Genomic DNA, 13,770 nt, shown 5'->3' on the forward strand with positions numbered 1-13,770 from the left:
TCCTGAGCCGCCGGTGGACGGGCCGGTACACGACGCGAGGAGGCCACACTCGGAGGACCGGCCGCTTCCCGGGTCGGTCCCTCCCCCCTGTCAACGCGTCCGAGGCTGCACGATTCCCGGCCCGTCGTGCCCGCTCGAACAGCATCGGCTGGGGCCGGTGAGAGCAACCCGAGCCGGGCCGTCCGGCAGGGTCGAGCGGATCGGCTGCACGGCAGCTCACAGCCGTGTGCGGGTGTACCGAGTCGGTCGTCGGACTCGAGACGCGGACCCCCGCGCCTGGACAGGCGCGAGGGTCCGGAGGTCCTGGACGTGTCCTGACTAGCGCCGTCCTCGTGACAGCACGCGCCGCCAGCGTCGGGGCAGCAACTTGGCCGCAGACAGCCCCGCGAACAGCAGCGTCGTCCCGGAGACGATCAAGCCCAGGATGTGCATCCCTGCAGCGAACAGCACCGACGCACTGCCGGCGCCGCCGGCCGCGAAGGGACTCAGATTCCCGTACACCTCACCCTCCCTCCGACAGTCGCAGGGGTGAGGACGGGGCGACGTGGTGCCACGTCGCCGTCCGTCGCCCGATGAGGTCGAGGAGGGACCGGACGAAGACGGCCTGGATGAACAGGTCGTAGCAGAGTTCGAGGACCAGGGGTGCGGCCACCAGGCGCGCCCTCCAGCCGGCCGTCCACACCGTGACGATCCGCTCGAGCAGGAACACCACCCCCACCGCCGTCCAGAAGAGGCTGAAGCGCACGCCGGCGCCCGACGTCACCAGCAGCACGATGAGCCACAGGTAGGCCTGGAACGCGAGGACCCCGAAGCCGATCCCGACCTGCTGCGCCCAGTACCGGGCCGTCGTCCGGCTCCAGCCGTAGTGCCGCAGGTTCTCCAAGGCGCCGCGCTGCCAGCGCATGCGCTGCTTCCACAGGTCGCGCCAGGTGGGCATGAGCTCGGTCGTCACCCGGCAGTCGAGCGGACTGGTGAGAGACCAGCCCAGCGACTTGAGGGCCAGCGTGAGCTCGTTGTCCTCCGTCAGGGCGAGCGTGTCGTACACCTGGCCCGGCGTCCCGGGGAGCACCTCCCCGCGGGCGTCCGCGACATCGCGGAGGGCGCGCGCCCGGAACAGGGTCGCGGTCCCCGTCAGGACCATCACCCGGCCCGTGCGGCCGATGTCGCGGCTGTAGCGGACGTACTCGTTCCGCTGCAACTCCGCCAGCAGGCCGGGGTCGTCCCGCCCGAAGAACAGGCCCCCGGCCGCACCGATCGACTCCGAGGAGTCGAGGCTGACGGCGGCGACCTCCAGGAAGCGCGGGGAGAGAACGGTGTCGGCGTCCATGACCAGGACGTAGTCGTCGTCCCGCAGGTCCGGACCCGCTGGCTCGTCCGCTGCGCGGTGACGCCCCGCCGGCTGGTCTCGATCGGTCATCCGCCGGGCGACTGCCGGGTCGGAGGTGCGCGGTCGCGCGGAACGGCGACGGAATCGCTGCTCCAGCGCCTGGTTCAGCGCGCCGGCCTTCTTGTGGTGGTTGTCCTCGGTCACGAAGACCTCGGCACCGTGCGCGAGCGCGATGAGGGCCGTGTCGTCGGCGCAGTTGTCCGCGATGACGACCACGCGGTCGGGTCGGCGGCTCTGGTGGCCGAGCGCGACGAGCGTCGCGCCGATGTTCTCGGCCTCGTCGTGGGCGGGGATGAGGACGACGATGCGTCGGCCGGGAGCCACAGAACGGACACCCGGACCAGTCGTCCGGTGATCAGCACGGAGCAGTGCGGCGACCATCGCCTGTTCAGACCTCTCGGAGCAGGGCACGAGTCCAGGCCTGCGCGGCCCCCGGCGGGGGCGGCAGGGGAAGGACCTGGATGCCGAGTCCTCCTGAGGTGAAAGTGCTGGTCAGCGGCGCCCGGCGGGAAAAGATTGCGTCAAATTGGTTGAACGTACAACGTGCTCTTCACCACGTGACGGAACGTTCCTGCCCGGTTGCTCTCAGACGTTCCGGCGACCCGCCCCGGCCGGCGCATCTGGGGCGGCGAGCGTCCGACCTGGCCTGTCGAGCGACGTGCCCCCAGCGCACCTCCGCGGCCTCCGGCACGTCCGCGTGCGGCGCGGGACCACGGCCGCGTGCGGGTGTGCCGTGGCACCCCTCGGACACCGTCTCCCCCGGTGGTCCCGCAGGTCAGGGGCCGGCAGCCGCTCGTCCCCAGCGCCCTGTGGGCCTGGACCACCCGGCCGGCGAAGCGGCGGGAGGACCGTTCCGGGTGCCGGTGGGTGCCGCCGAGGGCCGAGCAGGAACGCCAGGGTCCCGCGCGAGGTGCGCCTAGCCCTGGTCGTGCTCCAGGACCTGGTCGTCCCTGTGTGCGCCGTACCAGTCGACCTGGCGCCTCATCAGCTCGGCCGGGGGCGTGCCGCGGGGGACGCCGTAGACGGTCTGCGGGAAGTCCAGGTGTTGCTGGACGGCCCAGATGTGCTCGTGCTGGTCAGGCGGCAGGATCTCGGCTGGGTTCCCCACGGCTGTCCACCCGATCGGCACGGTGGCGTCGGGCGGGAGGACGGAGTTCACGTGCACCACGCCGTGGATGCGCACCTCGCTGCGCGCGCCGAGGACCGCACCGGGGAACACAGCGACGCCGGTGGCCAGGAAACACCCCGCGGCCACGTCCGCCCCGTTGATGTGGGCGTGTGGCCCGACCAGGACGTCGTCGCCCAGCCGGGCCGGGTGACCGGCCCGGCCGCGGATCAGCGCGTGCTCCATCACCACACAGCGTGCCCCGACCTCGACCTGGCCGTCCTCGGCCGTCAGCACGGCGGAGAACAGGATCCGCGCCTCCGGACCGATCCGGACGTCGCCGCAGAGCACTGCGGTCGGGGCCACGTAGGCGGTGGGATCCACTCGTGGGCGTTGCCCTCGGTGTTCGATCAGCACGGCATCCCCTCCGGGTCTCCGGACAGCCGGTTCCTGCGTTCACCGGGTGGTCTAGCAAGGCGTGGCGGAGAGGGCCAGGCACCGGGTTCGCCTGTTGCGGTGGGTCGTCGGGCATGGACCGTGGCGGCTCGCGGGCACGCGCCTGCTTCCGGTCCCGCGCTCACGCCCGGCTCGCACAGGGGTGGACCCCCCTTCTCGTGGGGGGTTGTCCCCCGTGCCACAACGGGGGCTCTCGCCGGCGTTCGGGGGGCTGACTCGATGTCGTCCCCGTCCGCGCCCGCCGATCCTGTTCTCGAGGAAACGGCGACCACGGAGCCTGAGATGAACACCTACGACCCCTCGGACCACATCCGCTACGTCCACCTGTCCGGACCGAGGGACGCCCGCCCGACTTCCACGTACAGCGAGATCGGGTGCACCACGTTGCCTCCCGGATACGCCAACCAGTCGCCGCGGACCCGGCTGCAGCGCCGTCCGGCACACGTCCGGGGGCACCGGACTGCAGTCGCCAGCCTCACCGCGTGAGCGTGCCGTCGACGTGCGCCCCTCCCGCACCGTGAGGCGTGAGCTCGTCCACGACTCGCCTCCGCGGGACCTGCAACCGCCTGATCCCCACCGGACGTCCCCGCACATCCGGACCACGGATCACCGACTGATCCGAGGTCGGAGGCGGCAGCCACGACCCCCAGCCCCCCGGACGGGCTGGTAGCCGGCTCAGCCCGGGCCGCGCCGAGCGCGCCGAGCTCGGTCGGCAGCAGCAGGCCGAGGGCACGCCGGCGCACCAGCGCCGCAGCCGCTGACGAAACCGCCGGGGCAACGTGCACGGTCGGCCCGGCGGCCGGCCCCCCTGACACCGATGCCCTGTCCCCGCCTCGCCACGGAGGAGAGCCCACATGTCCAGCGCCGCCATCCCCGCGGACCTCGTCCTCGCGGCCGTCCGAGCGTGCAGCACGTCGGCCGGCGGTGATCGGACCATCCACCGCCTGCTCCGGGGCGTCCGCAGTCAGGAGTCCGTCGCCGGCTCCGGAGCGACGCGGTCGGCGAGGACCGCATCCTCGGCCTGAGCGTCCCCGTGGGCGAGCGGTGCACAGGCACATCGCCCTGAGGACTTCGACGCCCCCTACGTCGGCGCAGAGTGGCCCCGAACGCGGCCACCCCATCGTCAGTGGCAACCAGGACCGCATGATCGACCAGACCTGGTGGATAGTGAGACGAGTCCCGAGTCCCGAGTCGCGGTAGAGGTCGACCTGGGTCGCCGGTGTCGCCGTCGGCAGGGCGCTGATCAACGCCGACTCGCCGGTGACGACCGTGGTCAGGTCGCTGCTGAAGCCATCGGCACGCCCGGCACACGGCAGGGCTGCACGTGGGCGGGCCTACCTGCGTCCGCTGCCTGCGCGCAGACGTGTCAGGCGTCAGTCCTCGAGGAGCTCCCTGAGAGCGCCGTCGATGAACTTCTGGTCTTCCGGATTGAACGGAGCCAGGTGTCCCCAGATCGTCGGGATCGGGCGGGACTGCCCGCCCGGGATGCATCTCGCCTCGTACTCGCTGTCCACCGGTGGGAAGTAGGAGTCGGTCTCGGCATTGAGGATGATCGTCCGCGCGCGGATGGCACCCAACGCGGCCTCGAAGTCGCCACCGAACGCCGGGTGGTCACCCAGGTCGTTGTGCCACCACGTCCACATCTGCGCCAGGAGGTCGTTGGCATCACACTTGATGAAGAAGGCGTCCCAGAAGTAGTCGATGAACTCCTCCACCGTGCTGGCGCCGAAGGTCCGGAACACCTCCTGCCGGTAGAACGGCTCGGAGAAGCCCCAGCCGGCGTACAGGGCGGCCATGGTCTTCACGCCCCGGATCGGCGGCTTGTCGCCGTAGAAGCCGTCATTCCAGTCGGGATCCGAGGTGATCGCGCGGATGTTGCCTGCGAGGAAGACCTTGTTGAAGTTGGCAGTCCGCGCAGAACCGGAGATCGGCGCGATCGCCTGCACCATCTCCGGGTGCAGGGCGGCCCAGGCGTAGGTCTGGCACGCTCCCATGGACCAACTGCTCACCAGACGGATGCGCTCGACCCCGAGCTCCTCGGTCAACAGGCGGTGCTGTGCCACGACGTTGTCGTAGGTCGTGACGTGGGGGAACCGCCCTCTGTCGAACGGCGGCGGGGTGTTGCTCGGCGAGGACGACACAGCAGCCCCGAAGTGGTTCGGCACGACGATGAAGTACCGCTCCGGGTCCAGGGCCCGGTTCGGCCCGGTCATCCAGCCAGCGGTGTCGGAGGGTGTAGCAGTGAACCACGTCGGGCAGACGACGACGTTGTCGCGGGCCTCGTTCAACCCCCCAGAGTCGTGTACCCCAACCTCGCCCCAGGGAGGACAGAACCCTTCCGCAGGGCGAAATCACCCAGCTCGAAGACCTTGTGCTCCATGGTCGTCCTCCCTCCCTGACGGCGTCAGGGAGGCCGACCGTAACGACGGCAGGTGATGCGGACAATGGCCCGCCAGAGCTGGCCTCAGGCCTCTGCCGCGCGGTTCGACGAGCTGCCCGCCGAGCCCCGGAGACGAATCCGGAGAAAGCGCCGGCCCGCATCGTCCCGCCGCACGCCGGTGCTGGGATGCGCGCGGGCAGTGGTCCACGTCCGATCACCCCAGTGCGGCTCGTAGTTCCTCCACTCTCCGCCGGCGGTCGGCACGCGCTCCGAGCGCCTCGGCGAGTGACACCGGCCGGAACCGGGTCCGAGTCCCTGGGGAGGACTGGGCGACCGTGTCGAGGTCGGCGCTGATCACGGTACCGACCATCGCGTAACCGCCGCCCGAGACGGCGTCGCGGTGCAGGATGATCGGTTCCACGCCGCCGGGCACCTGGATGGACCCCAGCGGGTATCCGGCGTCCACGATGTTCGACGGGTCCGATCCGGCGCCGAAGGGCTGTTCCCGGGGTCTCCACTCGAGCTCACCACCGCTGTACCGGAAGCCGATGCGGTCGGCCACCGGCGTCAGCGTCCAGGTCGTGTCCAGGAGCGTGGCCAGGCCCCGGTCGGTCAGCCGGTAGTCGTACAGGCCGAGCACCGTGCGCAGTTGCTGCTCACGCTCCAACGCGGGACGCAGGTGCTCGGGAACCCGCCGACCGGCGCGGCCGGTTCCCTCCCCCGCCTCCAGCACGTCCCCCACCTGCACCGCGCGTCCGGCCAGGCCGCCGAAGCCGCCCAGCGCGTAGGTCGACCGACTCCCGAGGACCGCGGGGACCTCGATGCCGCCGGCGACGGCGATGTAGACCCGTGCCCCCTGCTGCAGGATCCCGAACTCCAGGAGGTCACCGGCCGCGACGTCGAAGGACTCCCACTGGGGCCGGGCCTGCCCGCCGACGGTGACCGGCATCGTGGCGCCGGTGACGGCCACGACGGCCGGCGCCGTGAAGCGCAGCTGCGGTCCCATGTACGCCGCTTCCAGGACGGCGGCCCCGTCGTCGTTGCCCACGAGGAGGTTGGCAGCGAGGGCGGAGAACAGGTCGAGTGCTCCGGACGGCGGGATCCCGACGTCGTAGTGGCCGAGACGGCCCTGGTCCTGCACGGTGCAGCCCAACCCGGGCGCGACGATCTCAATCGCCATTCAGGACCTCCAGGACCGTGCGGTTGTACGCGTCGGGATCCGCGTGGAACTCGTCGAGGCTGAACCGGAAGGGCTTCTGCCGGAACCGGAAGCGGCCGGCCGACACCTCGGCGCGGATCCGGTGGTACTCGCCCTCGTCGATCGGCCGGAACTTCACGATGTCGCCGGGGCGGAAGAACACCATGAAGTCGGCGAAGTCCGGCTGCTCCTGGCTGGGGTCGAAGATGGGCCCCGGCGTGACGCCGAACATCTGGTAGCCCCCGGCGCCGCGGACGGAGTAGATGCAGGCGAAGCACCCGCCGTGCCCGACGGTGAGCGGCGGGGTGTCCGTCCGGGGCCGGAGGTACTTCGGCACCTCCAGCTGCCGTTCCCGCGACACCATCTGGAACAGGAACGGCAGGCCGGCGACGAATCCCACCATCGAGGTGATCCAGGGGGCGCCCGAGTGCCGGTCGATGAACTCCTGGACCGAGGAGAGGCCGTTCTCCGCCGCGGCGAACTCGAGATCGTTGCCCTCGGGCCGTTGGTGCCGGTCGCGGAACCGCGCACCGGTCTCGGTGGTGTACGGATCGGCGTACCAGACCGGCACCTCCACGACCCGCGTCTCCAGGGTCAGGGACGGGGCGTGCGCCACCTCCGCCTCCGCTCCGCGGACCGCGGCCTCGAGATCGGCCGGAGCGAGGACGTCGGGATCGAACCGGATGAGGAACGAGGCGTTCGCCGGGCAGATGTCCATGACCCCGTCGAGGTGGCGCTGCCGGAGGAGGTCGGTCACCGCCATCACGGAGAAGTTGGCCTCGAGGCTCATCTCCTCGGACACCTGCACGACGAGGTGCTCGTCGCCGCCCCACGAATAGCGGCTCGCCGTCGAGGTGCCGGACGCGTCGGTCGAGGTGCTCATGCGGTCTCCCGGGTCTTGGCGCCGTCGGCCATCCAGGCTTCGAGGAAGGTGGAGTGGTAGCGGCCCTCCACCACCTCCGGGAGGTCGAGGACCTCGCGCAGGAACGGGGCGGTCGTGTGCACCCCGACGATGTGCACCTCGTCGAGCGCCCGGCGGGCGCGCGCGAGCGCCCGCGGACGGTTCTCGTCCCAGACGACGACCTTGGCCAGCAGCGAGTCGTAGTAGGGGCTGACCGCGGTGCCCTGCTCGTAGCCCGAGTCGATGCGCACGAACGGGCCCGCCGGCATCCGCATCACCTCGAGCGGTCCCGGGCTCGGCATGAACTGCATCGCGGGGTTCTCGGCGTTCAGTCGCAGCTCGATCGAGTGCCCGCGGACCTCCACGTCCTCCTGGGTGAAGGACAGCGGGTTCCCGGCCGCGACGCTCAGTTGCTCCCGCACCAGGTCACGCCCGGTGACCATCTCGGTGATCGGGTGCTCGACCTGGATGCGGGTGTTCATCTCGATGAAGAAGAACTCGTGGTGGTCCGGGTCGTAGAGGAACTCGACGGTGCCGGCGCCACGGTAGGAGACTTCGGCGGCGAGCCGGACCGCTGCGGCGGTCATCGCCTCCCGCACCTGCTGGGAGATGCTCGGCGAGGGGGCCTCCTCGAGGATCTTCTGCCTGCGGCGCTGCAGCGAGCACTCGCGCTCCCCCAGGTGCAGGAATCGGGAGCCGTCGCCGAAGACCTGCACCTCCACGTGGTGCGCGTGCTCGACGAACCGCTCGAGGTACACCTCGCCGTGGCCGAAGGCCGCGGTGGCCTCGGCCTGGGCCGTCGGGACAGCCGTCCGGAGTTCCTCCGGCGTTCCGACGACGCGGATCCCCCGGCCGCCTCCCCCGGCGGCCGCCTTGACCGCGACCGGGTAGCCGATCTCCGCCGCGACGTCGAGGGCCTCGGGCACGCCCGCGACCGGGCCGTCGGAGCCGGGCACCGTCGGGACCCCGGCGTGGGCGGCCGTGGAGCGGGCCAGCGCCTTGTCCCCCATCAGGCGGATCGCCTCGGCCGACGGCCCGACGAAGGCGATCCCCGCCTGGTCGAGGCGCTCGGCGAAGTCGGCCCGCTCGGAGAGGAAGCCGTACCCCGGGTGGACGGCGTCCGCGCCGACCTCTGCCGCTGCCTTCAGGACGGCGTCGACGTCCAGGTAGCTGCGCGCCGCCGAAGCCGGCCCGATCACCACCTGTTCGTCCGCGGCGCGTGCGTGCAGCGCCTCCACGTCGGGCTCGCTGCAGACCGCGACGGTGGGGATGCCCAGTTCCCGGGCGGCCCGGATGACCCGGATGGCGATCTCGCCGCGGTTGGCCACCAGCAGCTTGCGCATCGGTCAGCCCGCGTCGATGGTCGCGATCGGGTCTCCCGGTCCGACCGTCGCCTGGTTCTCCACGGTGAAGCCGGTGAGGCTCCCGTCCACCCCCGCCTTGACCTCGGCGAACTGCTTCATGATCTCGACCAGTCCGATCGTCTGGTCCGCGGTGACCGAGGACCCGACCTCCACGAACGGGGGCTCCGTCGGTGACGGGCTGCGGTAGAAGACCCCCGGCAGGGGGGACAGGACCGTGTGTTCAGCCATCATCGAGCCCTTTCACTGGGGGATGGGATCACTGGTCGTACCGTCGAGCTCCCGGCGCACCGCGGTGGCCACGTCCACGGCGTTCGGGGTGTCGGAGTGCACGCAGATGCTCTCCACGCGGACGGGGACGCGCTCGCCGGTGTCGGCCTCGACGACCCCCTCCGACAGGGCCAGGCGAGCCCGTGTGGCGGCGAGCTCCGGCGGAGTCGCTGACGGCCGGCGCAGGATGATCAGGGACCCGTCGGCGCGGTAACCCAGGTCCACGTAGAACTCGGAGACGAAGTCCACGCCACGGCGCTTGGCGACCTCCTCGTGGGCGGTTCCGGCCATCCCGTAGACCGGCACGCCGTACTGGACCGCGACGTCGCACACGGCGTCCATGAGCTGTTCGTCCCGGGCGAGCATGCCGTAGAGCGAGCCGTGCGGCTTGATGTGGTCGAGGGGCAGCCCCTCGGCGGCGAGGAAGCCCGACAGCGCGCCCACCTGGTACAGGACGATGTCCCGGACCTCCTCGGGGAACAGCTTCATCTCCCGGCGTCCGAACCCGACCGGGTCCGGGAGCCCGGGATGCGCCCCGACGGAGACCCCGGCCGCTCCCGCTCTCGCGACGACCTCGTGGATGCCGACCGGGTCGCCGGCGTGGAAGCCGCAGGCCACGTTGGCGGTGTCGATCAGCGGTAGCAACCGCTCGTCGTTGCCGAAGGAGTGGATCCCGAACGACTCACCGATGTCGGAGTTGATGCTGATGGTCATCTTTCCCGTCCTGGTTCCGGAAGACGGCTCGACAGGGTGGACCGGGCCGTCGCAGCGGCGGCATCCGCCATCGCCGCGACCACCGGGGTAGGAGCGGATGGTGCCGGCGGTTGGGTGAGGTGGGCCGGCAGGGCGAGCAGCAGGTCCACCAGCACGTCCGAACGGGAGAGCAGGGTCGCCCACAGTGCGGTGGCCGTGTCCACGCCGGCGCCGTGCCCAATCGCCGACCGGGTCACCGAGGCGGTGACCTCGTGCCGCAGGCGCTCGTCGACGCGGACGGCGAGCGGCTGCCGCTGCTGCTGCTGCTGCTGCCGCTGCAGGGTCATCGCACAACCGTCGACCCGGAGGACGTCTTCCGCGTCGACCGCGACCCCGGCAGGCGGAGGACTGTCGCCGAGCAGCTCCTGGCCGGTGGCTCGCGCCACGGCCGTCCCGGACCTGTCCGTGCGGGGCGCGATGGTCCCACCGGTTCCGAGGACGGCCACTCTGAGCACTACGGCGGCTCCTGGCTGGACAAGACCCCGAGCCGGGGTCTTTCCGCTACAGGACGGACATGAAATCAGACCTCCGTACGAGCCACCACTCGACGGGTCGTCCCGGTGTTCCGGAACCCCTCGTCAACCCGTCGTCTTCGCCGAGCAGGCTCGGGAGACGACCTCCCTGGGCACGTCGTCGGCGAGCAGCTGGGTGGCGCGGGTGTGGCGCAGGTCGTGCAGCCGGAGCACCAGCGGCCGCTCCTCCCCCATTGCCCTGCGGTCCGGGAGCACCTGACCGACGAGACGGCGGCCGACCTGTTCCGGGTGCCGGCGGGCGCCGTCGAGGTCGCTGAGCCGGAGGGCCGGGTCGCGCACGAGGTCCAGGGCCGGGCGTCCGCGAGCAGCTTCTCATCCCGTGACACGGGCTGGATCAGGTCCGATGCAGCCCGGGGCGTCGTCGTCCACGAGAGCCCGGGAGCCGGCGCGGCGCTCGCGGTCCGCTCTCCCGCCGGCACGGCCCCGAACCGACCCGCTCGCGGCCCGACGGTCGCGGCGCCGAGCGATCGCGGCTCGACCGCACCGCTCGCGCCGGCCGCGATGGTCCCGTCCAGGCCACGGCACTCAGGCGGCCAGCACGTGCACCCGGATGGTCCCGGGCATGCCGCGCAGCCGGTCGATGACGGCTGGGGTGAGTGACCCGCGCACGTCGGTGACCACGTAGCCGACCGACCCGGAGGTCGCGTACACCTGCTGCTCGACGTCGAGTCCCGCGTCGGCGAACACGCTGTCGACGTGCGCCAGCGCCCCCGGCTGGTTGCGGTGGAGCAGCACCAGACGGGCGCCGGCTCCCCTGCGCGCCGGCTGCACCTCGGGCAGGTTGACGCTCAGCCCGGTGGCGCCGTCCTGCAGGTGGCCGATCAGCTTGGTCGCGACGAACTCGCCGATGTCCTGCTGCGCCTCCTCGGTGGAGCCGCCGACGTGCGGCGTCAGGATGACGTTGGGCAGCCCGCGAAGGTCGGACTCGAACGGGTCACCCGCCGCGGCCGGCTCGTCGGGGAACACGTCGACGGCGGCACCGCCCAGGTGGCCGCTGTCGATGTGCCGGCGCAGCGCGGCGTGGTCGACGACGAAGCCCCGGGAGAGGTTGATGAACAGCGCCCCGGGCACCATCGCCGCGAACTGTTCCTCGCCGAACATGCCGCTGTTGCCCGGCCGGCCGTCGACGTGCAGCGACACAACGTCCGAGTCGGCGAGCAGCTCCTCGAGCGTCGTGCACTTGCGGGCGTTGCCGAGGGCGAGGCGGTCCGCGGTGTCGAAGAAGGACACCCGCATGCCGAGCGCCTCCGCGAGCACCGAGAGCTGGCTACCGATCTTGCCGTACCCGACGATCCCCAGCCGCCGCCCGCGCACCTCGTGGCTGCCCTTGGCCGACTTGCGCCAGATCCCGTTGTGCATGGCGTCGTCGTGCACGGTCAGCCTTCGGGTGAGCGCGATGATCTCGGCCACCGCCAGCTCCACCACGCTGCGGGTGTTGGAGAACGGCGCGTTGAACACCGCCACCCCGTGCTCGGTGGCTGCCTGCAGGTCGATCTGGTTCGTGCCGATGCAGAACGCCCCGACCGCCCGCAGGTCCGGGGCCTGCGCGAGGACGTCGGCGGTCACGCGCGTGCCCGAGCGGAGCCCCAGCACCTGCACACCGTCCAGCCGCCGCACCAGCTCGTCGGGGTCCAGTGCACGGTCGATCCGTTCGACGGCGATGCCGGCAGCGGCCAGCAGGTCGGCCGCGATCGGGTGGACACCCTCGACCAGCAGGGCCCGGACCGGACGCGGGGACACCGGGATGGGCATTCAAGGCCTCCTTGCCTCGGTGGACTGCAGCAGGGACGCCTCGCCCTGCGACTCCACCTACAGAGAGGGCGATGAGCTGCGACGAGATACAGACAGGAGGAACCCACCGGCCGGCCGCCCGTGCGGCTGACCGTCGCCGTCCACGCGCGACGGCCCTCGCCGGTCACCGGGTCGAGGAGCTGCCCGGCGAGTTCGGTGATGCCGGCGTGACGGGAACGTGACGGTGCCCCGGTGGGATGTCGACGGACGAGGTGCTCCCCGACACCGGCCCACGGGAGGCGTCATGACCGACACCACGCCCCAGGAACGCGCACTCGTGGCGGCCACCCGGATCCCCGGTACCCCGGGAGCGGACGCCGAGCCCCCCACGGTCGCCAGGTCGGGGAACGACGTCTTCGTCCTCTGGCACGAGTTCCCTCCGGGCTTCGACCCGATGGACGCGCAGCCGGACGTCTTCCTGGCTCGGAGCAGGGACGGGGGGAGGACGTTCCCCCAGGAGCGGATCAACCTCAGCAACAGTCGCACGGTCTTCTCCGGTGGGGAGGACATCGCGGTGTCCGGCAGCCGGGTGTACGTGGTGTGGGTCGAGGGCGGCGACGTGGTCTTCCGGCGGGACCGGGAGAACGACGGCGTGTTCGCCAACCGGATCACGCTCAGCGATGCCACCACCGGCACCGATCCCGGCCTGCTCCGGGTCGTGGCATCCGGGAACAACGTCTTCGTGGCCTGGCAGGCGACGGTACCCGGCGGCGATCTCGCCGTCTTCTTCACCCGGAGCAGCAACGCTGGTGACAGCTTCCAGGCCCCCACGAAGGTCAGCGGCGACAACACGCTCCCGCCTGGCCCGGACATGACGCTGGTCGGCGACAACCGGGTCCTCATCGCCTGGCGCGACTTCAACAGCCCCCCGGGAGCGGGAGCCGAGATCTTCTACGCCCTGCGACCGTGAACCGCCCGGCCCGGCCCCGGCGGACACCTCGGCGGTGCCGTGCCTGGGCCGGTCCACCCGGGTGTGCGACGTCCCGGCCGGCAGGCAACCGCTGGACCGCCCCGGACCACCGCACCCACCTCGCCGACACGTTCGTGCAGACCGGTGGAGCGACCTTCCGGATCGTCGTGGACGTCGGCGACTGGGACGGCTCCCTGGTCATGAACAGCCCAGGGCAGTCGGGCGCCCCCGACAGCCCGCACTACGCCGACCTGTTCGAGGCCTGGAGCCGTGGAGAGGCGTTCCCACTCTGCTACAGCCGTGCGCGTGTCGAGGCCGTGACCGAGCGGCGCATCCGTCTGCGCCCGCCCGGTGGGCCCGCCGAACCGGACAGCTGAGCCTCCGCGGTCAATCAGACGTACGACCCCTGCGCCGTCCTCACCGCGGCACCCACCGAGCCGCCGTGCCGCCTGGCCCGGGATGTCGGCATGGAGCCGCTCGCCGCCGGCTCGGGCCCCCAGCGCGGCGTTGACCCAGGACCCCGCCGCCGGGTCGTGGACCCCGCGTTCACCCCCTGCACTGGTCCCGCCGGCCGCGGACCGCTGCGAGATGCGCGACGGCGTCTCCGACGCACGGCCGTGGGCGGCGCGCTGCCGCTGTGCGAGGAGGTCGCTCGTCCGGAGCGGACGGCGGAGGCACGAGGTCACACGTCTCCCGCCACTCTCAACCTACAGCGCACCCGGGGG

The 13,770-nt window shown here is 71.7% G+C and carries 14 protein-coding genes; 2 read left to right on the forward strand and 12 right to left on the reverse strand.

From position 1 onward, the window contains the following. Positions 1-318: 318 nt before the first annotated feature. The 12 genes from ACU610_RS07805 to serA form a co-directional block, all read right to left on the reverse strand. The gene (locus ACU610_RS07805) at positions 319-501 is read right to left on the reverse strand and encodes a hypothetical protein (RefSeq protein WP_446767132.1); all 183 of its coding nucleotides are present in this window, start codon (positions 499-501) and stop codon (positions 319-321) included. A gap of 1 nt (position 502) precedes the next feature. Further along, the gene (locus ACU610_RS07810; RefSeq protein ID WP_446767133.1) at positions 503-1,711 is read right to left on the reverse strand and encodes a glycosyltransferase family 2 protein; all 1,209 of its coding nucleotides are present in this window, start codon (positions 1,709-1,711) and stop codon (positions 503-505) included. A 592-nt stretch (positions 1,712-2,303) separates the two neighbouring features. Beyond that, the gene (locus ACU610_RS07815; RefSeq protein WP_446767134.1) at positions 2,304-2,858 is read right to left on the reverse strand and encodes a gamma carbonic anhydrase family protein; all 555 of its coding nucleotides are present in this window, start codon (positions 2,856-2,858) and stop codon (positions 2,304-2,306) included. 1,463 nt (positions 2,859-4,321) lie between these two features. Continuing rightward, the gene (locus tag ACU610_RS07820) at positions 4,322-5,236 is read right to left on the reverse strand and encodes an alpha/beta fold hydrolase (RefSeq protein ID WP_446767135.1); all 915 of its coding nucleotides are present in this window, start codon (positions 5,234-5,236) and stop codon (positions 4,322-4,324) included. A 306-nt stretch (positions 5,237-5,542) separates the two neighbouring features. After that, positions 5,543-6,508 (reverse strand): 5-oxoprolinase subunit C family protein, encoded by a 966-nt coding sequence (locus tag ACU610_RS07825; RefSeq protein WP_446767136.1) that lies wholly within the window; start codon positions 6,506-6,508, stop codon positions 5,543-5,545. Beyond that, positions 6,498-7,409, reverse strand: a complete 912-nt coding sequence (locus tag ACU610_RS07830; protein WP_446767137.1) for a 5-oxoprolinase subunit B family protein — start codon at positions 7,407-7,409, stop codon at positions 6,498-6,500. Before ACU610_RS07830 ends, ACU610_RS07825 begins: the two co-directional genes overlap by 11 nt. Next, positions 7,406-8,770, reverse strand: a complete 1,365-nt coding sequence (locus tag ACU610_RS07835; RefSeq protein ID WP_446767138.1) for an acetyl-CoA carboxylase biotin carboxylase subunit — start codon at positions 8,768-8,770, stop codon at positions 7,406-7,408. Before ACU610_RS07835 ends, ACU610_RS07830 begins: the two co-directional genes overlap by 4 nt. 3 nt (positions 8,771-8,773) lie before the next feature. Further along, a complete protein-coding gene (locus ACU610_RS07840) occupies positions 8,774-9,019 on the reverse strand; it encodes an acetyl-CoA carboxylase (RefSeq protein ID WP_446767139.1) in 246 nt (81 codons plus the stop codon). 12 nt (positions 9,020-9,031) lie between these two features. Beyond that, positions 9,032-9,772, reverse strand: a complete 741-nt coding sequence (pxpA, locus tag ACU610_RS07845) for a 5-oxoprolinase subunit PxpA (RefSeq protein ID WP_446767140.1) — start codon at positions 9,770-9,772, stop codon at positions 9,032-9,034. After that, a complete protein-coding gene (locus tag ACU610_RS07850) occupies positions 9,769-10,266 on the reverse strand; it encodes an asparaginase domain-containing protein (RefSeq protein ID WP_446767141.1) in 498 nt (165 codons plus the stop codon). The genes pxpA and ACU610_RS07850 overlap by 4 nt, the downstream gene beginning before the upstream one ends. Before the next feature lie 123 nt (positions 10,267-10,389). Next, positions 10,390-10,623 carry a hypothetical protein gene (locus ACU610_RS07855; protein WP_446767142.1) on the reverse strand — a complete coding sequence of 78 codons (234 nt, stop codon included), beginning with the start codon at positions 10,621-10,623 and terminating at the stop codon, positions 10,390-10,392. A 246-nt stretch (positions 10,624-10,869) separates the two neighbouring features. Then, complete coding sequence (gene serA / locus ACU610_RS07860; RefSeq protein ID WP_446767143.1) at positions 10,870-12,096, reverse strand: phosphoglycerate dehydrogenase; 1,227 nt, start codon at positions 12,094-12,096, stop codon at positions 10,870-10,872. Between the two features lie 283 nt (positions 12,097-12,379). Here serA and ACU610_RS07865 point away from each other — a divergent pair, with 283 nt between their 5' ends. Together ACU610_RS07865 and ACU610_RS07870 are read left to right on the forward strand one after the other, a co-directional pair. Further along, complete coding sequence (locus ACU610_RS07865) at positions 12,380-13,045, forward strand: hypothetical protein (protein ID WP_446767144.1); 666 nt, start codon at positions 12,380-12,382, stop codon at positions 13,043-13,045. Next, positions 13,042-13,422: a penicillin acylase family protein gene (locus tag ACU610_RS07870; protein WP_446767145.1), complete on the forward strand. Its 381-nt coding sequence runs from the start codon at positions 13,042-13,044 to the stop codon at positions 13,420-13,422. The genes ACU610_RS07865 and ACU610_RS07870 overlap by 4 nt, the downstream gene beginning before the upstream one ends. Positions 13,423-13,770 lie beyond the last annotated feature (348 nt).

The organism is Geodermatophilus sp. URMC 61 (genome assembly GCF_052931555.1).

Coding starts and splice junctions, on each gene's coding strand:
- ACU610_RS07830 (WP_446767137.1), bottom strand. CDS start 7,409: ATGAGCACCTCGACCGACGCGTCCGGCACCTCGACGGCGAGCCGCTAT.
- serA (WP_446767143.1), bottom strand. CDS start 12,096: ATGCCCATCCCGGTGTCCCCGCGTCCGGTCCGGGCCCTGCTGGTCGAG.
- ACU610_RS07865 (WP_446767144.1), top strand. CDS start 12,380: ATGACCGACACCACGCCCCAGGAACGCGCACTCGTGGCGGCCACCCGG.
- ACU610_RS07835 (WP_446767138.1), bottom strand. CDS start 8,770: ATGCGCAAGCTGCTGGTGGCCAACCGCGGCGAGATCGCCATCCGGGTC.
- pxpA (WP_446767140.1), bottom strand. CDS start 9,772: ATGACCATCAGCATCAACTCCGACATCGGTGAGTCGTTCGGGATCCAC.
- ACU610_RS07825 (WP_446767136.1), bottom strand. CDS start 6,508: ATGGCGATTGAGATCGTCGCGCCCGGGTTGGGCTGCACCGTGCAGGAC.
- ACU610_RS07840 (WP_446767139.1), bottom strand. CDS start 9,019: ATGGCTGAACACACGGTCCTGTCCCCCCTGCCGGGGGTCTTCTACCGC.